The organism is Nocardia sp. NPDC055321 (assembly GCF_053645575.1).
The window spans coordinates 101,470-127,134 of record NZ_JBSHMS010000020.1; the positions used below are offsets into that span (position 1 = coordinate 101,470).

The window sequence follows — 25,665 nt, forward strand, 5'->3', positions numbered from 1 at the left end:
GTTTCACGTCCCGCCGTAGATGAGGTCGTTTCGATCCTCCGGCGAACTGGCCGAAATCCCCTCAGCGCAGGAGCACACATATGTCGAACCCCAATCCCGGTAAACCTCCCAATGGTCAGGTGGATGTACGCGGGCCGCGTTTCGCCGCCTGGATCACCACCGCCGTGCTGGCACTGGTCCTGGTGATCTCCGTGTTCTCCGTTCCCGCCGCCGCGATTCTGCTGGCCGCGCAGGCCGTGGTCTTCGCGCTAGGCGCGGCCTACGGACCCCGCCGCAGCCCGTACGGGCGGATCTTCGCCGCCGCGGTCGCGCCGCGCATCGGGCCGGCGGCCGAGGTCGAACCGGTTCCCCCGCTGCGCTTCGCCCAGCTGGTCGGGTTCGTGTTCGCCGCGCTCGGCGTGATCGGCTTCGCCGCCGGCAGCGCGGTCGCGGGCTCGGTCTTCACCGGTTTCGCGTTGTTCGCGGCCTTCCTGAACGCGGCCTTCGGAATCTGCCTGGGCTGCTTGATCTATCCCGTCGCCGCGCGCCTGCTGCCCAAATCCGCCGCCACCGCGACCCCGAACCCCTGAACCACCTGTATCCCAACCAACGCATCACTACCGCCTGACCCCGGCACCACCGAAAGGAACAACATGGCTCGCTCCGAGGTCCTGGTCTCCGCAGACTGGGTCGAAGAGAACCTGAACACCCCCGGCGTCGTCCTCGTCGAGGTCGACGAGGACACCTCGTCCTACGACCTCGGCCACATCGAGGGCGCCGTCCGTCTGGACTGGAAGAAGGACCTGCAGGATCAGGTTCGGCGTGACTTCGTCAACCGCGAGCAGTTCTCCGATCTGCTGTCGGCCCGCGGCATCGGCAACGATGACACCGTGGTGCTCTACGGCGGCAACAACAACTGGTTCGCGGCCTACGCGTACTGGTACTTCAAGCTCTACGGCCACCAGGACGTGAAGCTCCTCGACGGCGGCCGCAAGAAGTGGGAGCTCGACGCCCGCCCGCTGGTCAAGGACGTCAAGACCCGTCCGGCCACCGCCTACAAGGCGTCGGAGCAGGATCTGTCGATCCGCGCCTTCCGCGACGAGGCCATCCAGGCCATCGGCACCAAGAACCTGGTCGACGTGCGCTCGCCCGACGAGTTCTCCGGCAAGATCCTGGCCCCGGCCCACCTGCCGCAGGAGCAGTCGCAGCGTCCGGGCCACATCCCGACCGCCATCAACGTGCCGTGGTCCAAGGCCGCGAACGAGGACGGCACCTTCAAGTCCGACGACGAGCTCGCCGCCATCTACAAGGAAGCGGGCCTGGACGGCGAGAAGGAGACCATCGCCTACTGCCGCATCGGCGAGCGTTCCTCGCACACCTGGTTCGTGCTGCAGGAGCTGCTGGGCCACAAGAACGTCAAGAACTACGACGGGAGCTGGACCGAGTACGGCTCCCTCGTCGGTGCACCGATCGAGTTGGGAGCGTAATCAAATATGTGTGCAGCACCTACCCAGGGACAGGCCATTCCGGCGGGCGTCGACGTGGAGAAGGAGACGGTCATCACCGGCCGCGTCCTGACCGCTGACGGCCAGACCGTCGGTGGCGCGTTCGTCCGCCTGCTGGACGGCAATGGCGATTTCACCGCCGAGGTCGTGGCCTCGGGCACCGGCGACTTCCGCTTCTTCGCCGCGCCGGGCTCGTGGACCATCCGCGCGCTGTCCGCGTCGGGCAACGGCACCGCCGAGATCGCCCCCGAGGGCAACGGCATCCACAACGTGGACGTCACCGTCGCCAAGTAGTACCGCGAATTACGGAGAACGACCCCGGGATTCATTTCCCGGGGTCGTTTTCATTTCTGAGCAACCGGGCCGCTAGACTCCGATGCGTGGTGCTTGCCTTCGAGATCCTCCTGGTCGTCGTATCGCTACTGATCGCCTGGTTCGGGATTTACGTCCTCTACCGGCTGTTCACCGAGTCGTGAGCGAGTCGGCGAGCGAGAACGCCGAAACCACGGCCGACGGCACGACGCGGGACGCGTCCGCCGCGAGCCGTGATGCCTCCGTGCGCGCGGACGACTCGCCCCGGCGCAGCGGTGACCAGGCGGTCGCCGAAGCCGTCGAGCGGGCCAAGTCGACCGCGCCGCGGAACATTCCCTCGCTCCCCGATCTCCCGCTACCCATCGATACCGCGAATCTGCGGCAGGGTCCGGACCTGAGTTCCTCCATGCTCGCGCTGCTGCCGCTGGTCGGCGTGTGGCGCGGCGAGGGCGAGGGCAACGATCCCGAGACCGGCGACTATCGCTTCGGTCAGCAGATCATCGTCTCGCACGACGGCGGCGACTACCTGACGTGGGAGGCCCGTTCGTGGGTCGTCGACACCGAGGGCGCGTACTCCGGCCCGGATCTGCGCGAGAGCGGTTTCTGGCGGGTCGGCATCGACGGTGACGACGAGGTGCTGGAGCTGCTGCTCACCCATTCCTCGGGCATCGTCGAACTGTTCTACGGCCAGGCCCTGACCCAGTCGTCCTGGGAGCTCGCCACCGACGTGGTGATCCGCAGCCAGTCCGGCATCGTGGTGGGCGGCGCCAAGCGCCTGTACGGCATCGTGGAGGGCGGCGACCTCGGCTACGTCGAGGAGCGCATCGGCCCCGACGGCGTCCTGGAACCCCGCCTCTCGGCCCGCCTGCAACGCTACATCGGGTAGGTAATTGTTCTTTCCCCCAAAGGAACTCGTGATCTCGCGAGTTCGGGGTAACTCACCGGGTACGGGCTGACTGTCCAACGCTGGAACGGCGAGCGGCCGACGCAGCCTTCGGCACACCTGAGTCAGGCTTGAATTCGCGGACGGGCGGGCCAGCCTTGAATTCCCGGGGAGGCGGAACGGAACGGCCCCCGAGTCGTATCGCGGATGCAACTCACGCGATCCAGATCAGGACGTGACCTGGGACTCGGGGGCCGGGTGGCTGCCTGGGATTCGCTCAGCACTTCGCGCTACGTGAATCCGTTTGCAGCGATGGGTGCCTAGCGGGCAGCCACCTCACGCGTCCTCGAATAAACCATTACTCGAATCACCTCCTTCCTTGTGTACACACGAAACTAGTCGTGTGATCGGCCGGCGGCAACGTATTTTCCCGTAACGCGAAATAGCAGGTCAGAAGCCGGATACGGGAACAATCCGACGGGTGTTCACGGTTCCATTCGGGTCGATTTCGACGAGGGTGTCCGCGCGATGGTCCGGCGGCAGCTGATGGGTCACGACCACTACCGTGCGGGCGGGCTCGACCAGGCCGCTGTCCGGGTCGAGCAGGCGGCGCAGAAGTTCCGCGCCCGCCTCGGCTTCCAGGTGTTCGGTGGGTTCGTCGAGCAGCAGGACCCTCGCGGGCGAGAGCAGGGCGCGGGCCAGCAGCAGGCGGCGGCGCTGGCCGCCCGAGATCGCGGCGGCCCCGCCGACCAGGTCGGTCTGCAGGCCGTCGGGCAGCGAATCGAGCCACTCCCCCGCGCCGACCGCGCGCAAAGCGCCCTCGGCTTCGGCGGCGGTGATGTCGCCGCGGGCCACGCGCAGGTTCTCGAGGACGGTGGTGCCGAAGACGTGGGCGTCCTCGGCGAAGAAGGTGACGCCGGGGCGCGGGGTGTCGAAGAGTCCGGCCCAGGCCATGAGCAGCGTGGTCTTGCCCGCACCGCTGGGCCCGGTGACCGCGATCCGGCGGCCCTCGGGCAGCGGCGGCGGTTCCGTTGCGGGACGGCCGGTTCCGGCCTGTTCTTCGAGCCGGCGCAGGCGCCGCAGCGCGGCCCGGCCGTTGGTGAGGGCCTGTGCCGCGCCCGGCAGCACCGCGACGGCTTCGAAGGCGGACAGCGGTACCAGGACCAGCACGGCGAGGGCCATCGGCGAGATGCCGCCGGGCTGCACGGTCTGGAATCCCAGGACGCGGTCGCCGGATCCGCTGCCGTACAGGGTGATTCCGATGAGCAGTGCGCCCAGCACGCTGGCGCCGATGGACAGCGGCAGCACCGCGGCCGCGTAGGCGCTGCGCGCGGCCGCGCGGTCCTCGGCGTCGACCGCCCGTCCCCCGGCCCGCTCGGCGGCGGCCAGGGCCCCGGAAAGCCTGCCCGCGACGCGTAGTTCGGGTGCGTGGTCGAGCACGGTCAGCGCCTCGGCGGTGAACGCGGTCCGGTCGTCCCGCACCGCGAGCTCTGCCTCCCGCGCGGCTCGTGCCGACAGCCACGGCGCGAGGATCCCGGAAATCGCCAGCGCCACGGCGAGAACGAGCGCCGCGGGCACCGAGATGAAAGCCAGCAGCCCGACGGCGATGAGCGAGAGCAGCACGGCGACGGCGATCGGCACGAACGCCCGCACCACCACCGCCCCCAGGTCGTCGATGTCCGCCCCGACCCGCCCCAGCAGCTCCCCGCGCCGCAGTGCCGCCGGATCCCCCTGCCGCCCTTCGTCTTCCGGCCCGCTGCGCCTGGGCCGCCAGATCTCGGCCCCGGCCAGCGCCCGATAGGTCTTGGTCCGCGCCAGGCTCATGGACCGCAGCGCCACGTCGTGGGTGGCCAGCCGCTCGAGATACCGGCACAGTCCCCGCGCGATCCCCAGCGCCCGGACGGTGACCACCGCGATGGTGAGATCCAGCACCGGCGGCATCTCCCACGCCCGCGCGATCAACCACGCCGCCAGCGCCGCGAGCGCGAACCCGCTCCCGAGCGCGGCCGTCCCCCACCCGATGGAGACGGCCATCCGCCACCGCGAGAGCTCCAACAGCTCCCGCACCCGCCGAAAGTCCGCCAGCGCACCGGTCATCGCGCCTCCACCTTCCGATCCCCGTGCCCAGCGGTCGAACTCGTCATCTCGGCGCCGGCGCGGACGTGCCGGCCCGCCACGTCCGCCGACTCCCCCGTGTGGTGCGCCGGATCCGGTGTCGAGCGACCCGACTCGTTTCCCACGCAGGTTGTTTCACGCACCGCCGCAGCCGACATGCCGCCGGTGTTCGGCCCCGCGTTCCGGTCGGTCGAAGAGGTCTCGTCACCTCCAACCGGATCGGAGCCCGGCGATACGGCCTCGCCCCCCGTTCGCGCGGCGGGCTCGCCCACGGCGATCGACCGGGTCCGAACCGGGCCCTCGGGAGCCGGTGCAACGGCGGCATGCGGGGTGGCGAGCGAGGTATCGGCCACTGCCGCGCGCTCGTGGCCGGCGGAACCCGGCTGCGGCGGAACATGCTCGGATGCCACGCTTTTCGTTCCCCGGCCCGATGACGCCGGGGATGGGTATGTGATCGGGGTGGTGTCGGCCTTGGGCACCACGTCCGTGGCGGGTGCACCGGCGACTGTCGTACCCGGATGGGTGGCGACGTGGGCCGCAACGGTTTCGGTGTCACCGCCGCTCGACGTGACGGTCAGTATCTCGTCGGCGATCGCGAGCAGGGCCGGGCGGTGGGCGACCAGGACGACGGTCGCGCCCGCCGCCGCGCGGGCGCGCAGGGCCCGTAGGACGCGGGCTTCGGAGGCGGGGTCCAGGTGGGCGGTCGGCTCGTCCAGGAGCAGGACCGCGCGATCGGCGGCGAGGGTGCGGGTCAGGGCCAGGCGCTGGCGCTGGCCGAGGGACAGGCCGGTGCCGCCGGGGCCGAGGCGGGTGTTCCAGCCGTCGGGGAGCTCGGCCAGGACCGTGTCGAATCCGGTTGCACGGGAAGCGTCCTCGAGGTCGGCGGCGTCGGCGGGCGGGCCGAGAAGTTCGATGTTGTCGCGCAGGGTGCCGGGGACGAGGACCGGGCGCTGTGGGAGCCAGGCGACCTGCGACCACCAGTGGTCGGGGTCCAGGTCGGCGACCGGAACGTCATCCACGACGACGGTACCGGCGGCGGGTGCGACCAGGCCCAGGAGCGCCTGCAGGGCGGTGGATTTGCCGCTGCCGTTGGGGCCGGTGAGCACGGTGACCGCGCCGCGGCGCAGCGTGCCCGACAGCGCGTGCGGCGCCAGGCCGTCCCGCGCGGCCACCGACAGCCCGCGAATCACGATGTGGCCGTCGGGTTCCCGGGTGCTCGAGGGGGCTGCGCCGATGACACCGGCGAAGTCGGACGCGACGGCGGGGGCGGGAGCCGTGTCGGCGGTGCCGAGGGCACGCGAGCTGTCCATCGCGCGGGCGGCGTGGGCGGGTCCGGCCGATCCCCTCCCAGCGGTTCCGGCTGATGCCCGAGCGGTGGCCGTGTCGCCGTCGGCGGACTCATCCGCCCCGGTGCCGGGTTCGAGGATGGCGAACGCCTTTTCCGCAGCGGCCATGCCGTCTTGGGCGGCGTGGAAGCGCTCGCCGACAGCGCGCAGCGGGAGGTACACGTCGGGCGCGAGGATCAGGGCGAGCAGGCCCGCGTACAGGCCCATCTCGCCGTAGACCAGCCGCAGGCCGATCGAGACGGCCACGAGCGCGACCGACAGCGTCGCGAGGGCCTCGAGGACCATCGAGGACAGGAAGGCGATCCGCAGCGCCGACATGGTGCGCCGATGCAGGTCGTCGCCGAGGCGGCGCACGCGATGCCGCATGGTGGTGCGGTCGGCCAGCGCGGACGTCTCGGCGTCGGGTCCGATCGTCGATTCGATCGCGCGCCCGCGCCTCGGAGCCGGATCGCCGTAGCGGTGCGGTGCGATGGGAGCCGCCGCCGCACCGTCGCTGCCACTCTCGCGCCCCAGGGCGCGCAGGGTCGGCATCCCGGCGAACAGATCCAGCAGCTGATCCGAGAGCCGCGTGGTCGCGGCCAGGGTTTGCTCGGCGCGCCCCTTGGTGAGCAGCCCGATCAGGATCATGAAGATCGGGATCAGCGGCAGGGTCACCAGGATGATCGCGCCGGAGATCCAGTCGTGTGCGGCGATCACCGCCAGCAGGATCGGCGGGACCAGCAGCGAAAGCAGCAGGGCGGGCAGGTATCCCGCGAGGTAGGCGCGCAGGCCGCTCAGTCCGGAGCCGACGATTACCGCCAATTCGGTGCGCCGCGACTCCAATTCGCGCGGCGGCAGCTGCGCGCCCGCGGTGAGCACGGCGGTCTCCAGTTCGGCGACCACCCGCGCTCCCGCTCGATGCGCCAGCCGGGCCTGCCACCAGGTGGCGGCGGCCCGGAACAGCACGGCGACGGTGAATACCACGAGTTCGACACGCCACGAACCGATGTCACGGCGGGTGGCGTCGGTGATGACGCCGGCGAGGACCCGCGCCAGGGCGAGCGCCGCGACCACGATGCTCATCGTGATCGCCAGCGACAACGCCACGCTCAGGGCGAGATACGTGCGTGCGGAGCGGGCGTACCGCCACAGGCGCGGGTCTACCGGTCGTGCCATCGCGTCGAATCCGTACTGTCGTCGGTTATTTCGGGGTGGATTCCATCGGCAGCCCGATGGAGGGCGGGATCTGCTCGACGGTCAGGCGCTGGCGGAACACCCAGTAGGTCCAGCCCTGGTAGATCAGCACGACGGGCACCATGGCCACCGCCACCCAGCTCATGACCACCAGCGTGTAGTGGCTCGAGGAGGCCGAGACGGTGCCGTCCCGCCCGTCGACGGTGAGGCTGAAGGCCGCGTCGATGGTGGAGGGCAGCACGTTCGGGAACAGCGCGCCGAACAGCAGCGCGGTGGCCGAGGCGATGGTGAGCGCGGTGCCGGTGAAGGCCCAGCCGTCCCGGCCCTGGGTGGCCGCGAAGCCCGCGACCAGCAGTCCGATCACGGCCAGCGCCAGCGGAATCCAGGTCCAGCCGCGGCCGTACGCGAGCTGGGTCCAGATGCCGAAGGCGGCCACGACCACGGCGGTGGGCACGAAGAGCTTGCGCACCAGCGCCTGTGCGTCGTCGCGCATCTCGTTGCCGGTCTTGAGGGTGATGAACACCGCGCCGTGCAGCAGGAACAGCAGCAGCGTGGTGAGCCCGCCGAGCAGGCCGTACGGGTTCAGCAGATCGAGCAGGTTGCCCTCGATGTGCCTGCGCTCGTTGAGCTTCACCCCGCGCACGATGTTGGCGAAGGCCAGACCCCAGGCGAGCGCGGGGATCCACGAGCCGAGCCCGATGCCGATGTCGCACCAGCGCCGCCACTTGTCGTCGTTGATCTTGCCGCGCCATTCGATGGCGCAGGCGCGCACGATCAGCCCGACCAGGATCAGCAGCAGCGCCAGGTAGAACCCGGAGAACAGGCTGGCGTACCACTCGGGGAAGGCGGCGAACATGGCGCCACCGGCGGTGAGCAGCCACACTTCGTTGCCGTCCCACACCGGCCCGATGGTGTTGAGCACCACGCGCTTTCGGGTCTCGTTGCCCCTTCCGAGGATGGGCATGAGCATTCCGACGCCGAAGTCGAAGCCCTCCAGCACGAAGTAGCCGGTGAAGAGCACCGCGATCAGTAAGAACCAGAATTCAGGGAGACTCATCCCGGGCTCCTAGTAGGCGAAGGAAAGCTTGTCGACGGAATCCCCGGGGTCCCCGGTCATCCGCGGCCCGGTGTCGACCGGGGCCGGGGCTTCCGGTCCGGCGACGATGTAGCGGCGCATGAGGTAGAACCAGGCCACCGCGAGCAGGCCGTAGAGCAGGGTGAACACCACCAGCGAGGTGACGACGGTGCCGGCGGTGACGCCGGATACGCCCTCCTGCACGGTCATTCGGATGGTCGGGTCACCGTCCGGGTTGGGCGCGACCACCCAGGGCTGGCGGCCCATCTCGGTGAAGACCCAGCCGGAGATGTTGCCCAGGAACGGGGTGGCGATGGCCAGCAGCGAGAGCCAGGAGAACCATTTCTGGTCCGGGATGCGCCCGCGGCGGGTGACCCAGAAGCCGGCCAGTACCAGCAGCAGCGAGCCCGCCATCCAGGTGATCATGGCCCGGAAGGACCAGTAGGTGACGAACAGGTTGGGCCGGTAGTCGCCGGGGCCGAACTTCTCGTTGTAGGACTGCTGCAGGTCGACGACGCCCTCGAGGGTGACATCGTTGAACCGGCCCTCGGCCAGCCACGGCAGGACGTACGGCACCTCGATGAGGTGGTCGACGCTGTCGCAGTTGTTGTGCGTGCCGACGGTGAGCACCGAGAAGTCCGGGTCGGTTTCGGTGTGGCACAACGATTCCGCCGAGGCCATCTTCATGGGCTGCTGTTTGAACATGAGCTTGCCCTGCACGTCGCCGGTGTAGACGAGGGCGACTGCGGCGATGAGCACGATGAACGCGCCGACCCGGGAGGCCGAGCGCCACATGGTGCGGGCCTCGTGCAGCGGCGCCTCGGACCCTTCGGCCTTGGCCTGCCGCGCCTTACGCACCATCCACCAGCCCGCGATGCCGGCGACGAAGGTGCCCGAGGTGAGGAACGCTCCGGCGACCACGTGCGGGAAGGCGGCGAGGGTGGTGTTGTTGGTGATGAGCGCCCAGATGCTGGTGAGCTCGGCGCGCCCGGTCTCGGGGTTGAACTCGGCCCCGACCGGATGCTGCATGAACGAGTTGGCGGCGATGATGAAGTACGCCGAGGCGTTCACGCCGATGGCGACCAGCCAAATGGTAGCCAGGTGCACCTTTTTCGGCAGCCGGGTCCAGCCGAAGATCCACAGTCCGAGGAAGGTGGATTCCAGGAAGAAGGCCACCAGGGCCTCCATCGCCAGCGGTGCGCCGAAGACGTCACCGACGAAGCGCGAGTACTCGCTCCAGTTCATACCGAACTGGAATTCCTGCACGATGCCGGTGGCAACACCGAGCGCGAAGTTGATCAGGAAGAGCTTCCCGAAGAACTTCGTGAGCCGTAACCAGTGCTCCTTTCCCGTGATGACCCACGCGGTCTGCATACCGGCGACGACCGGCGCGAGCCCGATGGTGAGCGGCACGAAAATGAAGTGATACACGGTGGTGATACCGAACTGCCAGCGCGCTAGATCCACGACGCTCATCCGACCTCCAGGCCGATCTACGACATGACGTAGTACCGAAGAGTACGCCGTGCCGCCGTCAGATCAACGTGTGCCGCGCCATAGTGTGCCGAAAAGTTGCTGGAGTGTGATAGCAGATCCGACCGAAGCCCTGCTCAGGGCGCGCGGAACGTGGCCGGGGTCATGCCGACCGGCCGGAAATCCGAATTCCTATCGAGCTACCAATCGGCGATGCTGCCCGGCAGGGCGATGCCGCGATCCACCAGCGCCGCGATCTCGGCCGCGTTGTCGGGGGCCGACATGCGCAGTCCGTCCAGCGATTTGACCCGCGCCGCGAGGGTGATGCTGGAGAGCATCCAGACGCTGTCGGCGGTGATCAGATCCGCGGTGAACAGCGGCTCGTACCGGCAGTCCCAGCCCGCCTTCTCCGCCTGGGTGAACAGCGCCCGCTGCGTGGTGCCCGGCAGTACGCCGATGCGCGCGGGCGGGGTGATGAGCTGATTGTCGCGCGCCACAACGACTGTCGAGCGCGGCCCCTCGAGCACCCGGTGCTCGGTGCTGGTGAAGATGGCGTCGTCGGCGCCCATGCGCTGGGCGAACCGCAGGGCGGCCATGTTCGTCGCGTAGGACAGGGTTTTCGCGCCCAGTAGCTGCCAGGGTGCGGCCTGCGCCAGATCGACGGAGATGCCGCGCGAGAGTGTGATGACCGAAACACCTTCGGCGCGGGCGGTTTTCACCCGATCGGCGACGGCCTGCACCAAAACGTAACCGGTGGTCGGCGGTTCGGCGGCGGACATACCCCCGGCCTTGTTAGCTGATTGTTTGCCACTGCCCTGATCGCTCTCCCGCCCGCGGGTCAGGGTCATACGCAACATGCCCTCGCGCTCGCGGCCCCACTCCTCGGCCGCCAGTTCGACCGCGAAACGCCAGGCGTCCACGTCCGGCGCGGGCAGGTCGAGGGCCTGCGCCGAGCGCCGCAGGCGCGCCAGATGCAGTTCGAGCGCGCAGGCCACGCCGTCGCGCACCAGGACCGTTTCGAAGATGCCGTCGCCGCGCAGTGCGCCGATGTCGTCCGCATACAACAGCGGCGCGTCCGGATCCCGGATCGCGCCGTCAAGAGTCACCAGAACCCGTTCCACCATGCAGCCGAGCCTAGGTCAGTGCGCGCGTCACGGAGTGATAACCGTCCGGCCGACAGCCCGGCGCCCGCCCGCCACCGGCGCTTCGATCACCCGGCGCGGCGCTCCCGACCGGCGCGCCGCCGGCCCCGCGTTCACCCCCGTCCGAGGCTCTCGATCGAGCCGCCGCGGGGGTGCCGTGCAACACGCCGCCGGAGGCCGGAGATCGAACACCGCTAGGGTGGTGGGGTGTCCTTCGAGGTAGCACCCAGTCCGATTCTGCAGTTTCCGGGGGCTGTCGCGGGGCCGCCCGGGTCACCCGATGCGGCGGTCGCGTGGCATTACGGGGATCCGCTGGGCGAGCAACGCGCCGCCGTGCACCGGGTGGCGGTGATCGATCGATCGCATCGATCCGTGCTGGCCATGACCGGTAAAGAGCGCTTGACATGGCTGCACACCATCTCCAGTCAGCACGTGGCGAATCTGGGTGACGGGCAGTCCGCGGAGAACCTCGATCTCGACCTCAACGGCCGGGTACTGCACCACTTCGTCCTCACCGATCTCGACGGCACGGTGTGGATCGACACCGAGGCCGACCGCGGCCCGGAGCTGCTGAGCTTCCTGCAGAAGATGGTCTTCTGGGCCGACGCGAAACCGGTGGCCGCCGGCGACCACTCGGTGCTGAGCCTGATCGGCCCCGACGTGCCGAAGCTGACCGGAGCCCTGGGCGTCGACGCCCTGCCCGAGGTGTACCGGGCCGTGGCCCTGCCCGGCGGTGGTTTCCTGCGCCGCATGCCCTGGCCCACCGCGGACTCCTTCGACCTGGTCATCCCCCGCGATCAGCTCACCGCCTGGTGGACCCGCCTGCGCGAGGCGGGCGCCGAGGCCGCGGGCAGCTGGACCTTCGAGGCGCTGCGCGTGCTGGCGCTGCGCCCGCGCATCGGCCTGGACACCGACGATCGCACGATTCCGCACGAGGTGAACTGGATCGGCGGCGTCGAGCAGTTCGGCGCGGTGCACCTGAACAAGGGCTGCTACCGCGGCCAGGAGACGGTGGCCCGGGTCCACAATCTCGGCAAGCCGCCCCGCCACCTGGTGCTGCTGCACCTGGACGGGTCCGCCGACGCCCGGCCCGAGCCCGGTGAGCCGGTGACGGCGGGCGGCCGCGCGGTGGGTGTGCTGGGCACGGTGGTCGATCACTACGAATTCGGCCCCGTCGCACTGGCTTTGATCAAACGCAACATTCCCGCCGACACCGCACTTACGGTGGGCCCGGTCGCGGCCTCGATCGACGCGGATTCGGTTCCCGCCCACGACGAACCGCAGGCCGGCCGGCTCGCCGTCGAGAAGCTGCGCGGTCGATGAGCGCACCCGCCCCCGGTGCGACCGGGCAGGTGCTCGCGGTGTGCGTGGTCTTCGAGGAGCTGGAGGTGCCCGGCCGGGTCGGGCGGACCGCCATCGACAAAAGGCCCGTGCCGCACCGGGTTCCGGTGCGCACGCTCGGGCTCGAGGGTGACCACGTCTGCGATGTCGACCATCACGGCGGCGCGCACCAGGCCGTGTACGCCTACGCCGAGGAGGACGCCCGCCGCTGGTCCCGGGAGTTGGACCGCGAACTGCCCGCAGGCTGGTTCGGCGAGAATCTGCGGGTGTCCGGGCTGCCGGTGAGCGATGCCGTGCTCGGCGCGCGCTGGGCCATCGGCGACACCGTGCTGGAGGTGTCGGCGCCGCGCGTGCCGTGCGCCACCTTCCAGCGCTGGAGCGGCGAGCAGCAGTGGGTGAAAAGGTTCACCGCGCAGGCGAACACGGGCGCCTACTTCCGGGTGATCACCGCGGGCACGATCGGCGCGGGCGACGCGGTGCGGGTGCTGTCCGAGCCCGCGCACGGCGTCACCGTCCGCGATCTGTTCACCGGTGCGGACATGTCCCGGCTGAACCTGCTGCTCGAATCCGAGCCGACCGTGTCCGACGACGTGCGCATGCAGATCGAGCGGCACCGGCGGCGTCATGACAACGCGGCGGGCCGGTCGGTCCGGCCCGCGGAGGGAGCGACCGCGTGAGCGTGGAATTGGTGGAGGTCGTGCGCTCGGGGTTCCGCGAGTGCGTGCATCGCGGCTCGCTGGTGCTCCTGCGCCCGGACGGTGAGCCCCTGGTCGAGGCCGGGGCGGTGCACGGCCCGATCTTCCCGCGCTCGACGAACAAGCCGATGCAGGCACTGGCCCTGCTGCGCAACGGTTTCGAGCCGCTCGATCAGGCCGAGCTGGCCATCACCACCGCCTCGCATTTCGGCGAGCCCGATCATGTCGAGCTGGTGCAGCGGCTGCTCGACCGCTTCGGCTTCACCGAGGACGATCTGGAATGCCCGCCGGACCTGCCGTCGGAGGAGCTGTCGCGGGCGGCGGCGCTGGTCGGGACCGAGCGGAGCAAGGCGGCCCGCCCGATCTTCATGAACTGTTCCGGCAAACACGCGGCCATGCTCGCGACCTGCCGGCTCAACGGCTGGCCGACCCGCGGATACATGGAGCTCGGCCACCCGCTGCAACGGTCGGTGCTGGCGACCATCGCCGATGTCACCGGTGAGCCGGAGACCGATCTGGGCATCGACGGTTGCGGGTTGCCGATCGTGCCGGTGTCGCTGGTGAATCTGGCCCGGGCCTACGCCACGCTGACCACCGCGCCGGAAGGTAGCCCGGAACGCGCCGTGGCGGACGCGATTCGCGCGCATCCGCGAGTGATTTCCGGCACGGACGGTCCGGATCTGCGCATCATGACCGCGACGCCCGGACTGCTCTGCAAGATCGGCGCGGACGGCGTGCACGCGGGCGCGCTGCCCGACGGTTCGGCCTTCGCGTACAAGATCGACGACGGCGCGGATCGGGCCCGACTGCCGCTGACCACGGCCATTCTGCAGCGTATGGGTATCGAGTGGACCGATCAGCACGCGGAGCTGGCGGCTACGCCGGTGCTCGGCGGCGGCGCCCGGGTGGGCGTCATCCGAGCGGTTCCGGGGGTGCTCTGACCCCGGAATCCCCTCGGCTCGATCCCCGTTCGACAGCCCGGAACGCCTCGTGGCGGCGGTCCCGGGCGGCACTTCGGCGCTTTCTGCCCCACTCCTGGAAGCGAGACCGCCTGACACACGCTAAAGTGTCTGTCAGGAAGATTATTAATTCGAACGGGGCCGCCAAACCACCCCAGGCCGCCCCGCAGTGACGCGAGGGGGTCAGCCATGGGCCGTGGCCGGGCTAAGGCAAAGCAGACCAAGGTAGCGCGCGAGCTCAAGTACAGCTCGGCGCCTACCGACTTCAAGAACCTTCAGCGCGAGCTGTCGGGGAGTGAGCTGCCAGGGAGGCCCGCGGACTTGCCTCGGAGCCCTGTGCTTTCCGACGAGCACGACGCGAAGGACTCGCAGTCGCGCTGGGACGAAGACGACTACGACGACTGGCGCCGCTGACTCGGATTTTCTCGACGTTCCAAGGGGCAGGCCCGTGTACGGTCTGCCCCTTCGGCACGTCCCCGAGTCTTCGAAGCCATCTTTTCCGGATAGCCGATTCACACGCGTCTCACCCGCAAGGGTGGGGCGCCGACGTGTGTTCTCGGTAGATGACCCGCTGCGCGCCCCCTAGCCGCAACGTATCGGCTACCCCCACATAAGAATTCGACATTCCAGACAAATAGCAAGGCCCCGATCACTCGAGAGCGATCGGGGCCTCTGCTATGTCTTCCTCAGAAACGAGGGTGGTCCCCCAGGAGTACGGCGCGCACGGCGTCGACGTCCTTGGCCTTCTTCACCGTGCCGAGGGTCCAGCAGTCGATGTGGCGGGCCGTCAGCACGGCCAGGGCGCGGTCGGCGTCCTCGGGGGCCACGATCGCGACCATGCCGATGCCCATGTTGAAGGTCTTCTCCATCTCGGCGCGCTCGACGCGGCCGCGCTGGGCGATGAGCTTGAAGACCGGGGCCGGGTTCCAGGTGCCGCGGTCGAGCTCGGCGACCATGCCGGCCGGGAGCACGCGGGCCAGGTTCTGGGCCAGGCCGCCGCCGGTGACGTGCGAGAAGGTGCGCACGTCGGTTTCGGCGATCAGGGCCAGGCAGTCCTTGGCGTAGATCTTGGTGGGCTCGAGCAGCTCTTCGCCGAGGGTGCGGCCGAACTCTTCGACGTGTCCGGTGAGGGACATGCGGTCGATGTCGAGGAGCACCTTGCGGGCGAGGCTGTAGCCGTTGGAGTGCAGGCCCGAGGAGCCCATGGCGATGACGACGTCACCCGCGCGCACGCGGTCGGGGCCGAGGACGGCGTCGGCTTCCACCACGCCGACACCGGTGCCGGAGATGTCGTAGTCGTCGGCGCCCATCAGACCCGGGTGTTCGGCGGTCTCGCCGCCGAGCAGGGCGCAGCCGGCCTGGATGCAGCCCTCGGCGATGCCGGAGACGATCTGGGCCACGCGCTCGGGGACGACCTTGCCGACGGCGATGTAGTCCTGCAGGAACAGCGGTTCCGCGCCACACACCACCAGGTCGTCGACGACCATGGCGACCAGGTCGAGGCCGACGGTGTCGTGCTTGTCCATCGCCTGCGCGATGGCGATCTTGGTGCCGACGCCGTCCGTGGAGGCGGCGAGCAGCGGCTCCTTGTAGCCACCCTTGAGTGCGAACAGTCCCGCGAATCCGCCGAGGCCACCCTGTACCTCGGGCCGGCTGGCCTTCTTGGCCAGCGGTGCGAACAGTTCTACTGCGCGGTCGCCGGCTTCGATGTCCACTCCGGCCGCCGCGTAGGAAGCACCGGCGCCACTGGGTGTCTGTTCAGTCATTGTCGGGGAGAGCTCCAAGCCGAATCGGGGTGGATAGATGCGCTGCTCAGAATAACTGATCCGCCTCCCCGCATATTTAGCGCACGGCCTGGGAGCCGTGACCTGGCGGGTACGCGTAGCGGCGGTTGAGTGGGGGTTCCATTCTGGGCGTACCCGAGGAGTTACCCCGATCGGAACGAAATCAGTTGTCGCCATTCGCAACGAGCTCCCCCGCCTCCCCGCATATTCAGCGCACGGCCTGGGAGCCGTGACCTGCCGGGCACGCGTAGCAGCGGTTGGGTGCGCAATCCACCCTGGGCGTACCCGGGGAGTTACCCCGACCGGAACGAAATCGGTTGTCGCCATTCGCAACGACATTGACCGACATCGAACGGACAGTCCGTTCGGCGGCCATGACCCAGGGCGGAAATGCGAAAGCCCGCTCGCGATTGCGATCGTGAGCGGGCATTCGTGGGGTGGCGTATCGCTACGGGCGGCTCAGGGCGCTCGCATTCGCGTTGTCCGCCAAGAGGTCCGACTCCTTCGCGCCGCTGAGGACGCTTTCCAGGACGTTCTTGCCGATGGCGGACTCGGCGGGGAGCTCGATCGGGTACTGGCCGTCGAAGCAGGCGCAGCACAGGCGCGAGCGGGGCTGCTCGGTCGCGGCGACCATCTCGTCGATCGAGATGTAGCCGAGGCTGTCGGCGCCGATCGAGCGGCGCACGCCCTCGACCATGTCGTCGACGCTGGTGCCCGCGATGCCGCCGGTGCCCGCGCCGTTGGCGATCAGCTCCGCGCGCGAGGCGAAGTCGATGCCGTAGAAGCAGGGCCACTTGACCGGCGGGGAGGCGATCCGCACGTGGATCTCCAGGGCGCCGGCCTCGCGCAGCATGCGGATCAGCGCGCGCTGGGTGTTGCCGCGCACGATGGAGTCGTCCACCACGATGAGCCGCTTGCCGCGGATGACCTCGCGCAGCGGGTTCAGCTTGAGCCGGATGCCGAGCTGGCGGATGGTCTGGCTGGGCTGGATGAAGGTGCGCCCGACGTAGGCGTTCTTCATCAGGCCCTGCCCGTACGGCACGCCGGAGCCCTGCGCGTAGCCGACCGCGGCGGGGGTGCCCGATTCCGGGACGGGGATCACGAGGTCGGCGTCGACCGGGTGTTCCAGGGCCAGGCGGCGGCCGATGTCGACGCGGGTGGAGTGCACCGAGCGGCCGGAGATGGTGCTGTCCGGGCGGGCGAGGTACACGAATTCGAAGACGCAGCCCTTGGGGGTGGGGTTGGCGAAGCGCGAGGAGCGCACGCCGTCGGCGTCGATGGCCAGCAGTTCGCCGGGTTCGATCTCGCGGACGAAGGAGGCGCCGACGATGTCGAGGGCGGCGGTCTCGCTGGCGACCACCCAGCCACGGTCCAGCCGGCCCAGGCACAGCGGGCGGACCCCGTGCGGGTCGCGCGCGGCGTACAGGGTGTGCTCGTCCATGAAGGCGAGACAGAACGCGCCCTTCACGGTCGGCAGCAGCTCCATGGCGGCCTGCTCGATGCTCTTGTCCGCGGCGGCATGCGCGAGCAGCGCCGTCATCACGTCGGAGTCGGAGGTGGCGGCGATCGGACCGGCCAGCCGGCCGCTGATCAGGCCGAGTTCGCGTGCGCGCGTGGCCAATTCGGCGGTGTTGACGAGATTTCCGTTGTGGCCCAGGGCAAGTCCGGTGCCGACGGCGGTGGTGCGGAAGATCGGCTGGGCGTTCTCCCAGCTGGTGGACCCGGTGGTGGAGTAGCGGCAATGTCCAACGGCCACATGGCCGGGCATGGCAGCGAGGGTCTGTTCGTCGAAGACCTGGCTCACCAGGCCAAGATCCTTGAAGACCAGGATCTGCGAGCCGTCGGATACGGCGATGCCCGCCGCCTCCTGGCCCCGATGCTGCAGTGCGTAGAGTCCGTAGTACGTGAGCTTGGCCACATCCTCGCCCGGCGCCCAGACACCGAAAACACCGCATTCTTCGCGAGGTTCGTTCTCGGGCTGATCGGGGGTGGTGGCTTCGGGGGGCTGGGTCACCATGTGCTCCCTGTTAGGCGGGCGGGGGGCAGGACCCATCCTACGGGTAACCATCGTGCAACCCACCGCTGGGATAACCGGAACCGGACGGTAATGCTGTTAGCGTTCGACGGTGGCGAGCACCGAGAATTCGGCTTCGAGTCCCAGGCCCCGGCACCTCACCCCGATGCGGTGGGCGCTGCCGATCGTGGTGGTCACGCTGCTGGCTTCGCTGCTGGGCGTGATGTACCTCGACTACATCGTCGATCCCGAGAAGAACCTGCACAATTTCCCGATCGCGCTGGTGAATCAGGACAACGGCGACGATCTGGGTACCCCGGAGCAGCCGCAGAAGGTGAACTTCGGCGATCAGGTCACCAAGGGCCTGCAGGACGCGGTGCCCTCGGACAAGATCGATCTTCGGGTGCTCGGCATCAACGAGGCGCAGCTGCAGATGCAGTCGGCGCAGGTGTACGGAACCATCATCATTCCGAGCGATTTCTCCAAGCGGCTCGGGATCCTGGGTGTGGGCAGCGTCATTCCCGGCGAGATCTCCAAACCTGTCATCACGCTGCAAACCAATCCGCGCACCGGCGCTTTCGCTACCGCCATCACGCAGAAGTTCGGTGAGCAGGCGCTGGCACAGGTGCAGGCGCAGGTGGGCAAGCAGCTCACCGAACAGGTCAAGGCCAAGCTGGCGCCGCCGCCGGGTGGGCCGCCCGCACCGGAACTGACCGCGGCGACCACGCTGGTGCTGGCGGAACCGCTGAACATCGTGGTCGATCAGTTCCGCCCGTTGCCCGGTGGTTCGGGCGAGGGGCTGACCGCGTTCTTCTACAGCCTGCTGTTGCTGCTGGTCGGCATGGTCGGCGCGATGATCATTCATCAGCTGATCGATTCCGCGCTGGGCTTCCTGCCGACCGAGTGGGGTCCCTGGTACGTGCATTTCCCGAAGGCGCCGATCTCGCGGGTGCACACGCTGCTGCTGAAGTGGTCGGCGGTGGTGGTCATGTCGGTCCTGGTGTCGGCGGCCCTGCTGGGGATCGCCGAGGCGCTCGGGATGCCGATCGACAAGCCGCTGCTGCTGTTCATCTACGGGGCGTTCGTGATCACGGCGGTCGGGGTGACGTGCACCTCGACCCTGGCCGCGGTGGGCACGGCGGGCCTGATCATCAACCTGATCATCTTCATCATCCTGGGCCTGCCGTCCTCGGGCGGGACGGTGCCGATCGAGGCGACGCCCAAGTACTTCGGGTGGCTGGCGAGTTTCGAGCCCATGCACCAGGTGTTCCTGGGCACCCGCTCGATCCTGTATTTCGAGGGCAACGCGCAGGCCGGATTGGCGCGCGGGTTCTGGATGTCGGCGCTCGGTCTCGCCATCGGCCTGGTGTTCGGTCTGGCGATCACCGCGTACTACGACCGCAAAGGCTTGGAGCGCAAGCCCGCCGCCGAGGCCGCGACCCCGGCCTGATCGGTTCGGCTCAGAGCGGGGAGATGGGCAGCCAGCGGGCGATGTCGCCGGCGCGGCTGCCCGAGGCGGTCAGCGCCCCCGAATCGAGCGCGTCGTCGAAGGCCAGCAGTCCGGTGGCCAGCAGAAGCCAAGTGCGGGCGTCGGTTTCGACCACGTTGGGCGGCGTCCCCCGCGTATGGCGCAGCCCTTCGATGCACTGCACCGCCACGTACGGCGGCACCCGCACCTCGACCGAGCCCCCGGGTGCGTCCGCCGCGAGGGCCCGCGCGGTACCCCGGACGGCCGCGCCCAGTTCCTTGCGTCCGGGTGCGGCGGCGGTCTCGTCCCGCAGCCACTCCCCCACCGCTTCGACGGACGCCCTGACCTCCGCCGGATCGACCTTTCCTCGTGCTGCCACGGTCCAGAGGCTACCGGCGCGGCCCGACAGGGGTCCTCGCGGCGGGCTCGCAGCTCAGGGCAGCAGATCGTCCTCTTCGGCGCGCGTGGTGTCCGCGTCCGCCGGGGGCTCGACCGGGGTCGAGTCCGAGTGGACCGGCGGGGTGAGCAGCCGCGCCACGATCGGCAGCGCCGCACCCCCGGCGTTGATCGCGGTGTGCAGCAGCGCGGGCGCGAGCGCACTGCCGGTCCGCTCGTAGAGGTGGTCCAGGACGACCCCGGCCAGGGCGGTGACGCCGACGGTACCGGCCACCGGGTCGCCCGCCGACCGCGCGGGCCGGACGTGCACGAGTCCGAAAGTCAGCGCCCCCAGCCACTTTCCGGATCGGCCGAGCCGCTCGCGCAGCAGCGGCGTCAGCGTCGCGCGAAAGACGAGTTCCTCCGCGTAGACGGTCCCGATCGGGATGTGCACGGCGGTCCATTCGGCGGCGGAGACGTCCGGCCCGCGATCGGCCAGCTCGGCCAGGTGCCGCCGCACCCGCGGAACGGCAAGTGCCGCACCGTAACCGCCCACGACCACACCCGCCGCGACGGCCCCGGCTCCGAGCCCGCCCCGCGATACCCACCGCGGCCGCCCACCCAGCGCGAGCGCGTACGCGGTGGCGAACACCGCGTTGGCGGTGGTCCGCCCCCGCACGTTCAACTCGAGCGCGGGCAGCACGGCGTTGCTCCATACGACCGGAAGCCCTACTGCCACAGCAAGTCTCACGACAGCCGTCAGCGTCGACGCCGGTTCGGCCCCGCTGCTGCCCGACCGAGAGATCGACCCACCCGGCCGACAATCGGCGACGCACCCGGTCGTGTGCAGGCGGGTACCGGCCGAACGCCGCTGCGTCGCCGAGGCAGTGGGCAGGTCGTGCGGCGACCATCCGCGGCCCGTTCGGACCTCACCGACCCGGCGGGGCACGGGTTATTTCACCGTTCGTTCGAACATCTCGGCCAGTTCGATCTGGGTGCGGATCTTCTCGCCGAGTTCGGGGGTCCAGTCGGGTGGGGCGGCGATCGAGGCCCAGCCGTCCAGGACCAGGGAGCCGTAGCGGTGGCCGTGGCCGTCGCTGACGCCCTGGGCGTTGGTGAGGTCGGCGGCCACCTGCCAGAAGGTGACGAAGGGCCACCAGCGCATCTGCGACGAGACATCGGAGCCGCGTGGCTCGGACAGCCAATCCGGTTGCGACGTCAGCAGATCGGTGGACCACCAGACGATCGGGTCGGACGGATGCATGAGGTAGGCGATGCGGGGGCGGCGCCAGTCATCCGAGGGCCGGGCCAGGTCGTCGGCGTCGGCGGCGAACCGTACGACCAGCCCGTCCGCGTAGATGGGCTGCACCTCGCGGGTGCCGGGGTCGCGGCGCGAGATGAACTGCTCCCACAGGCGATTGGAGTTGGGCGGGCCCACCCAGAGCGCGCCGTCGACCTTGGAGCGCAGGTCGGCCAGGCCGGTGAAGGCCGCTTCGGAGCCCTGCGACCCCAGGCTCTCGCCGTAGACCAGGAGTTTGGGCCTGGCCTCGGGCGGGCGCTGGGACCAGCGCGCGTAGACCGCGTCGAACATCTTCTTCCCCGCGACGGCCACCTTCTCGCGGTCGGCGAGGAACGACAGCACGCTGGGCAGGTACGAGTACTGCGAGGCCAGAATCGCGGTGTCGCCGTTGTACATGTACTCCAGCGCCGCGGCGCTCATGGTGTTGACCCAGCCGGTGCCGGTGGTGGTGACGATGACCAGCACCTTGCGGTCGAAGGCCCCGGTGCGTTCGAGTTCGGCGACGGCCAGCTCTTCCTCGGTGATCTCCGGGGTCGCGGACTGCAGCCCGACGTACACCCGAATCGGCTGGCGCGCGGGCTTTCCGGTGGCGGCGGTGATCAGCATGGGGTCGGGCCCGTGCGAGACGAACCAGCGTCCCTCCGAGCCCAGGGTCTCCCACGCGGCGAGCGATTCCGGGCTGCCGGAGCGTTCGGGCAGCGTCGGCTGCACGGCGAAGGGCGTCATCCGGTCGTTGCGCGCGCTGAACGCGGAGTTGGCGACGCTGAAGAACGCGCGGGTGGCGACGCCGTTGAACAGAGTGACGATGAGCACGGTGAGCAGCAGCGCGCCGGTCGCGGGCGCGAGCCCGGGCGGGATCCGCACCCAGCGGCTGAGTTGGCGGCCGGTGAAGCGCACCAGTTCGCGAATGGTGCGGTAGGCCGCGACGACCAGCGCGCCGACCGCGAAACTGAGTGCGCCGGTACGCAGGTAGGCCGCGCGGGTGGTGCCTTCCATGCCCATGAGGCTGGTGATCTCGCGCTGCCAGTCCGCCGACAGCACCAGCATGTAGGCGGCGACGAGCGCGCAGGTGAGCACCACCGCGACCTTGACCGCGTAGCGCACCCATTCGGGCGGTCCGCCGAATTTCAGGCGCGGCCGGATCCACATGCGGAACAGCCACTGCAGGATGCAGCCGACGCCGTAGCCGAGCGCGGCGTTGATTCCGGAGATGAGGCCCTGGAACAGCCAGTCGCGCGGTACCAGCGACGGCGTGACCGACCAGGCGAAGAACAGTGTCGCGAACACCAGGCCGGTGTGGTTGAGGTCGATGATCTCCTCGACGCGCCTGGCGACCACCGCGACCCGCCGTCCCCAGCCGTGCCTGAACACGGCCGCGCCCCTGATGCGCAGCCGTCTCAAGGCACGACCGGTGTCCAGCACCCGATCAGTATGGCCGCACCCCGCGCGAATCCGGGGACTTGCGCGTGTGAGAGCCACCATCGCGGCAACATCGCGGGTATCGCTCGCCGTTGGCCTCGCTCAGTGCACCGGCGCCGTTCGGGCCGGGCGGCCCGTACCCGCGGAGCCGTTCCGGCCTGGTCATTCCCGGTCGTCCACAGCCCGGTTCGGAGCCGCGCCCGCCCCGCACGGCATTCGTTCGGGCCCCGGGAATCCGCTTCCGCTGCAGTTGATTTGCACGCTCGTTGCTCGACCGGTGGCAGGCACCGCACCGGGTTGCATCTACCCGGGGGCACTCGAGTAGTTGTACGGGGTTGGCCGAGGCGGCGGCGCAGCAGACTCAAACCCCATGAGCACCAACGGCCCACAGACCAAGAGCACCATGGCATTTCTGGCCCAGGCCGCCATCGCCTTCGTAGTCAGCTTCTCCGCCACCATCATCGGGATCGTCAAACTGCCGCTGGACATCTGGCAGCGCGGGTTCCTCGCGATGACGGCCCTGTTCCTGGTGAGCAGCACCTTCACCCTGGCCAAGGTCATTCGCGACATGCACGAGGCCCAGCGCCGCAACGGCGAGGGCCTGCCATGGTCCAGCTGACCCAGCAGCTCAACATGATGCCGCCGGTTTTCCAGCTGATCGGCCCGCTGGTCCAGCTCCGATCCTTCGCCGGCCCACTTCGACATCAATGGAAGGGCCGCTCACCCATCAGGATTCGCTGAACACGGCGAAACAGCACCACCCCGCCTTACCCGGTTGTTCGAGGGGTCCGGGTCCGGCGGGGTGGTTTCTGTTATCTCAGTGTTCGAAGGCGCCGAACAGGGCGGGGAGGGTGCCCTCGAAGGTCGTGCGGAGCTCGGTCAGGGGGACGCTGAACTGGCCCTGCACCTCGACCGAATCGGAGCCCTGGTCGACCACGCCGATCCGCACCCACGGGAGTTCGCGGGCGTCGAGCATCTGGGTGAAGCGGATCTCCTCCGAGCGCGGGACGGCGACGAGCACGCGGCCGGCCGACTCGGAGAACAGGGTGACGAACGGGTCGGCGCCCTCGGGAAGGATGAGGCGGCAACCGGTTTCGCCGGCCAGCGCGGCTTCCACGACGGTCTGGATGAGCCCGCCCTCGGACACGTCGTGGGCGGCGCTGATCATGCCGTCGCGCGAACCGGCGGTGAGGATCTCCGCGAGCAGCTGTTCGCGCGCGAAGTCGACCTTGGGCGGCACGCCGCCGAGGTGATCGTGCACGACCTGCGACCAGATGGAGCCGTCCAGCTCGTCGTGGGTCTCGCCGAGCAGGATCAGCGTCTCGCCCGGCTCGAGGCCCAGGCCGGTCGGAATGCGGCGGTGCACGTCGTCGATGACGCCGAGCACGGCCACGACCGGGGTCGGCAGGATGGCGTCCTGGCCGGTCTGGTTGTAGAAGGACACGTTGCCGCCGGTGACCGGAATGCCCAGGGCCACACAGCCGTCCGCGAGACCGCGCACGGCCTGCTGGAACTGCCACATGACGCCCGGGTCCTCGGGGGAACCGAAGTTGAGGCAGTTGCTGACGGCCTTGGGGGTGGCGCCGGTGGTGGCGACGTTGCGGAAGGCCTCGGCCAGCGCGAGCTGCGCGCCGGTGTAGGGGTCGAGCTTGGTGTAGCGGCCCGAGGCGTCGGTGGCGAGGGCGATGCCGCGGCCGGTCTCCTCGTCGACGCGGATGACGCCGGCGTCGGCGTTCTCGGCGAGCACGGTGTTGCCGCGCACGTAGCGGTCGTACTGCTCGGTGATCCACTTGCGCGAGCACAGCTGCGGGCTGGCGAGCATCTGCAGCAGGGTGGCGCGCAGTTCGTCGCCGGTCTGCGGCCGGTTCAGCGCCTTGGTGGAGTCGGCGACGAGGGCGTCCTGGTAGTCCGGGCGCTGCACGGGGCGCTCGTAGACCGGGCCGTGGTGGGCGACGGTGCGCGGCGGCACGTCGACGACGACCTCACCGCGCCAGGTGATTTCGAGGTGCTCGCCGTCGGTGACCTCGCCGATCACGCTGGCGTTGGTCTCCCACTTCTTGCAGATCGCCATGAACCGCTCGACGTTCTCGGGCGCGACCACGGCGCACATGCGCTCTTGGGATTCGCTCGAAAGAATCTCGGCGGCGGACATGTTGGCGGCGCGCAGCGGGACCTGGTCGAGGTCGATGCGCATGCCGCCGGAGCCGGCGGCCGCGAGTTCGGAAGTGGCGCAGGAGAGCCCGGCGCCGCCGAGGTCCTGGATGCCGACGACGACGCCGGAGTGGTACAGCTCGAGACAGCACTCGATGAGCACCTTCTCGGTGAAGGGGTCGCCGACCTGCACGCTCGGGAGCTTCTTACGGCCGGAACCGGATTCGTCGCCGGAGAAGGTGTCCGAGGCGAGCACGGACACGCCGCCGATGCCGTCGAGGCCGGTGCGCGCGCCGAAGAGAATGATCTTGTTGCCCTCACCGGAGGCGAAGGCCAGCTTGAGGTCCTCGACCCGCATGACGCCCGCGCACAGCGCGTTGACGAGCGGGTTGCCCTGGTACGAGGCGTCGAACACGGTCTCGCCGCCGACGTTCGGCAGGCCGAGCGAGTTGCCGTAGCCGCCGACGCCGCGCACCACGCCGTCGACCACGCGCCGGGTGTCCGGGTGGTCGGCCGCGCCGAAGCGCAGCTGGTCCATGACGGCGATCGGGCGCGCGCCCATGGCCATGATGTCGCGGACGATGCCGCCGACGCCGGTGGCCGCGCCCTGGTAGGGCTCGACGTAGGACGGGTGGTTGTGCGATTCCACCTTGAAGGTGACCGCCCAGCCGTCGCCGATGTCCACCACGCCCGCGTTCTCGCCGATGCCGGCGAGCATGGCGGACTTCATCTCCTCGGTGGTGGTCTCCCCGAAGTAGCGCAGGTGCACCTTGGAGGACTTGTACGAGCAGTGCTCGCTCCACATGACCGAGTACATCGCCAGCTCGGCATCCGTCGGCCGGCGGCCGAGGATCTCCTTGATGCGGGCGTACTCGTCGTCCTTGAGGCCGAGTTCCTTGTAGGGCTGCGGGAGGTCCGGGGTGGCCGCGGCGTTGCTGACGGTATCGACGTGGCTGGTCACGGGAATACCAGAGTCCTTTCGGCCGGGCAGGTGAGAACCGAGAGCCGGCATGCTGGATATCGGCGAGATACGCAGGTGAGTCTAGTTGCCGCCTATTTCCTGCCCGCGCCCACCTGCTGATGTGTCCGCGAGCACAGTGGACCCGGTTCCGGTCGTGGTCGAGCCGCGCACCTGAGCCGGCGAGCGCACCCATTA

At 69.5% G+C, this 25,665-nt stretch carries 20 protein-coding genes and 1 pseudogene; 10 read left to right on the forward strand and 11 right to left on the reverse strand.

The window, feature by feature from the left end; all coding sequences use genetic code 11:
- The first annotated feature begins 80 nt into the window (after positions 1–80).
- The 4 genes from ACWIGI_RS29545 to ACWIGI_RS29560 all read left to right on the forward strand — a co-directional run bounded on the left by ACWIGI_RS29545 (position 81) and on the right by ACWIGI_RS29560 (position 2,682).
- On the forward strand, positions 81–569 hold the full coding sequence (locus ACWIGI_RS29545; RefSeq protein WP_454205813.1) for a DUF4395 domain-containing protein: 489 nt from the start codon (positions 81–83) through the stop codon (positions 567–569).
- Positions 570–632: 63 nt separating this feature from the next.
- Positions 633–1,466 (forward strand): sulfurtransferase, encoded by an 834-nt coding sequence (locus ACWIGI_RS29550; RefSeq protein ID WP_454205814.1) that lies wholly within the window; start codon positions 633–635, stop codon positions 1,464–1,466.
- Between the two features lie 6 nt (positions 1,467–1,472).
- Positions 1,473–1,778, forward strand: a complete 306-nt coding sequence (locus tag ACWIGI_RS29555) for a DUF1416 domain-containing protein (RefSeq protein WP_454205815.1) — start codon at positions 1,473–1,475, stop codon at positions 1,776–1,778.
- Between the two features lie 178 nt (positions 1,779–1,956).
- Positions 1,957–2,682: an FABP family protein gene (locus ACWIGI_RS29560; protein ID WP_454205817.1), complete on the forward strand. Its 726-nt coding sequence runs from the start codon at positions 1,957–1,959 to the stop codon at positions 2,680–2,682.
- Positions 2,683–3,129: 447 nt separating this feature from the next.
- On the opposite strand, the gene ACWIGI_RS29565 is transcribed toward ACWIGI_RS29560, so the two are convergent.
- The 5 genes and pseudogenes from ACWIGI_RS29565 to ACWIGI_RS29585 all read right to left on the reverse strand — a co-directional run bounded on the left by ACWIGI_RS29565 (position 3,130) and on the right by ACWIGI_RS29585 (position 10,985).
- A complete protein-coding gene (locus tag ACWIGI_RS29565; RefSeq protein WP_454205819.1) occupies positions 3,130–4,776 on the reverse strand; it encodes an ATP-binding cassette domain-containing protein in 1,647 nt (548 codons plus the stop codon).
- Between the two features lie 581 nt (positions 4,777–5,357).
- Positions 5,358–7,295 (reverse strand): annotated as a pseudogene (locus ACWIGI_RS29570) (ABC transporter ATP-binding protein/permease); the annotation flags it as partial.
- A gap of 25 nt (positions 7,296–7,320) precedes the next feature.
- Positions 7,321–8,370, reverse strand: coding sequence for a cytochrome d ubiquinol oxidase subunit II (gene cydB / locus ACWIGI_RS29575; protein WP_454205820.1), 1,050 nt, complete (start codon positions 8,368–8,370; stop codon positions 7,321–7,323).
- A gap of 9 nt (positions 8,371–8,379) precedes the next feature.
- Positions 8,380–9,864 carry a cytochrome ubiquinol oxidase subunit I gene (locus ACWIGI_RS29580; RefSeq protein ID WP_454205822.1) on the reverse strand — a complete coding sequence of 495 codons (1,485 nt, stop codon included), beginning with the start codon at positions 9,862–9,864 and terminating at the stop codon, positions 8,380–8,382.
- Positions 9,865–10,061: 197 nt separating this feature from the next.
- Complete coding sequence (locus ACWIGI_RS29585; protein ID WP_454205824.1) at positions 10,062–10,985, reverse strand: aminodeoxychorismate lyase; 924 nt, start codon at positions 10,983–10,985, stop codon at positions 10,062–10,064.
- Between the two features lie 225 nt (positions 10,986–11,210).
- On the opposite strand from ACWIGI_RS29585, the gene ygfZ reads away from it, so the two are divergent.
- The 4 genes from ygfZ (at position 11,211) to ACWIGI_RS29605 (ending at position 14,412) form a co-directional block, all read left to right on the forward strand.
- Positions 11,211–12,326 (forward strand): CAF17-like 4Fe-4S cluster assembly/insertion protein YgfZ, encoded by a 1,116-nt coding sequence (gene ygfZ, locus ACWIGI_RS29590; protein ID WP_454205825.1) that lies wholly within the window; start codon positions 11,211–11,213, stop codon positions 12,324–12,326.
- Positions 12,323–13,021 (forward strand): MOSC domain-containing protein, encoded by a 699-nt coding sequence (locus ACWIGI_RS29595; RefSeq protein WP_454205827.1) that lies wholly within the window; start codon positions 12,323–12,325, stop codon positions 13,019–13,021. The genes ygfZ and ACWIGI_RS29595 overlap by 4 nt, the downstream gene beginning before the upstream one ends.
- Positions 13,018–13,980, forward strand: coding sequence for an asparaginase (locus tag ACWIGI_RS29600; RefSeq protein WP_454205829.1), 963 nt, complete (start codon positions 13,018–13,020; stop codon positions 13,978–13,980). The genes ACWIGI_RS29595 and ACWIGI_RS29600 overlap by 4 nt, the downstream gene beginning before the upstream one ends.
- Positions 13,981–14,187: 207 nt before the next feature.
- The gene (locus ACWIGI_RS29605; protein ID WP_454205830.1) at positions 14,188–14,412 is read left to right on the forward strand and encodes a DUF3073 domain-containing protein; all 225 of its coding nucleotides are present in this window, start codon (positions 14,188–14,190) and stop codon (positions 14,410–14,412) included.
- Positions 14,413–14,684: 272 nt separating this feature from the next.
- Here the strand turns inward: ACWIGI_RS29605 and purM are convergent, their stop codons facing one another.
- Both purM and purF read right to left on the reverse strand, forming a co-directional pair.
- Positions 14,685–15,764: a phosphoribosylformylglycinamidine cyclo-ligase gene (gene purM, locus ACWIGI_RS29610; RefSeq protein WP_454205832.1), complete on the reverse strand. Its 1,080-nt coding sequence runs from the start codon at positions 15,762–15,764 to the stop codon at positions 14,685–14,687.
- A gap of 466 nt (positions 15,765–16,230) precedes the next feature.
- Positions 16,231–17,796: an amidophosphoribosyltransferase gene (gene purF / locus ACWIGI_RS29615; RefSeq protein WP_454205834.1), complete on the reverse strand. Its 1,566-nt coding sequence runs from the start codon at positions 17,794–17,796 to the stop codon at positions 16,231–16,233.
- A 112-nt stretch (positions 17,797–17,908) separates the two neighbouring features.
- On the opposite strand from purF, the gene ACWIGI_RS29620 reads away from it, so the two are divergent.
- Entirely contained in the window at positions 17,909–19,246 is a 1,338-nt protein-coding gene (locus ACWIGI_RS29620) for a YhgE/Pip domain-containing protein (RefSeq protein WP_454205836.1), read from the forward strand.
- Positions 19,247–19,256: 10 nt separating this feature from the next.
- Here ACWIGI_RS29620 and ACWIGI_RS29625 read toward each other — a convergent pair whose 3' ends face one another.
- The 3 genes from ACWIGI_RS29625 to ACWIGI_RS29635 all read right to left on the reverse strand — a co-directional run bounded on the left by ACWIGI_RS29625 (position 19,257) and on the right by ACWIGI_RS29635 (position 22,361).
- A complete protein-coding gene (locus tag ACWIGI_RS29625) occupies positions 19,257–19,643 on the reverse strand; it encodes a sterol carrier family protein (RefSeq protein WP_454205838.1) in 387 nt (128 codons plus the stop codon).
- Between the two features lie 54 nt (positions 19,644–19,697).
- Positions 19,698–20,378: a CPBP family intramembrane glutamic endopeptidase gene (locus tag ACWIGI_RS29630; protein WP_454205840.1), complete on the reverse strand. Its 681-nt coding sequence runs from the start codon at positions 20,376–20,378 to the stop codon at positions 19,698–19,700.
- Between the two features lie 213 nt (positions 20,379–20,591).
- Positions 20,592–22,361, reverse strand: a complete 1,770-nt coding sequence (locus ACWIGI_RS29635) for an alpha/beta hydrolase (protein ID WP_454205842.1) — start codon at positions 22,359–22,361, stop codon at positions 20,592–20,594.
- A gap of 367 nt (positions 22,362–22,728) precedes the next feature.
- On the opposite strand from ACWIGI_RS29635, the gene ACWIGI_RS29640 reads away from it, so the two are divergent.
- On the forward strand, positions 22,729–22,977 hold the full coding sequence (locus ACWIGI_RS29640; protein WP_454205844.1) for a YiaA/YiaB family inner membrane protein: 249 nt from the start codon (positions 22,729–22,731) through the stop codon (positions 22,975–22,977).
- 198 nt (positions 22,978–23,175) lie between these two features.
- On the opposite strand, the gene purL is transcribed toward ACWIGI_RS29640, so the two are convergent.
- Positions 23,176–25,470: a phosphoribosylformylglycinamidine synthase subunit PurL gene (purL, locus tag ACWIGI_RS29645; protein ID WP_454205846.1), complete on the reverse strand. Its 2,295-nt coding sequence runs from the start codon at positions 25,468–25,470 to the stop codon at positions 23,176–23,178.
- Between the last annotated feature and the right edge of the window lie 195 nt (positions 25,471–25,665).

What these genes read in the sequence shown, in the direction of transcription:
- ACWIGI_RS29545 (WP_454205813.1), top strand. Translation starts at nt 81, where the DNA reads ATGTCGAACCCCAATCCCGGTAAACCTCCCAATGGTCAGGTGGATGTA.
- ACWIGI_RS29550 (WP_454205814.1), top strand. Translation starts at nt 633, where the DNA reads ATGGCTCGCTCCGAGGTCCTGGTCTCCGCAGACTGGGTCGAAGAGAAC.
- ACWIGI_RS29555 (WP_454205815.1), top strand. Translation starts at nt 1,473, where the DNA reads ATGTGTGCAGCACCTACCCAGGGACAGGCCATTCCGGCGGGCGTCGAC.
- ACWIGI_RS29565 (WP_454205819.1), bottom strand. Translation starts at nt 4,776, where the DNA reads ATGACCGGTGCGCTGGCGGACTTTCGGCGGGTGCGGGAGCTGTTGGAG.
- cydB (WP_454205820.1), bottom strand. Translation starts at nt 8,370, where the DNA reads ATGAGTCTCCCTGAATTCTGGTTCTTACTGATCGCGGTGCTCTTCACC.
- ACWIGI_RS29580 (WP_454205822.1), bottom strand. Translation starts at nt 9,864, where the DNA reads ATGAGCGTCGTGGATCTAGCGCGCTGGCAGTTCGGTATCACCACCGTG.
- ACWIGI_RS29585 (WP_454205824.1), bottom strand. Translation starts at nt 10,985, where the DNA reads ATGGTGGAACGGGTTCTGGTGACTCTTGACGGCGCGATCCGGGATCCG.
- ACWIGI_RS29595 (WP_454205827.1), top strand. Translation starts at nt 12,323, where the DNA reads ATGAGCGCACCCGCCCCCGGTGCGACCGGGCAGGTGCTCGCGGTGTGC.
- ACWIGI_RS29605 (WP_454205830.1), top strand. Translation starts at nt 14,188, where the DNA reads ATGGGCCGTGGCCGGGCTAAGGCAAAGCAGACCAAGGTAGCGCGCGAG.
- purM (WP_454205832.1), bottom strand. Translation starts at nt 15,764, where the DNA reads ATGACTGAACAGACACCCAGTGGCGCCGGTGCTTCCTACGCGGCGGCC.
- ACWIGI_RS29640 (WP_454205844.1), top strand. Translation starts at nt 22,729, where the DNA reads ATGAGCACCAACGGCCCACAGACCAAGAGCACCATGGCATTTCTGGCC.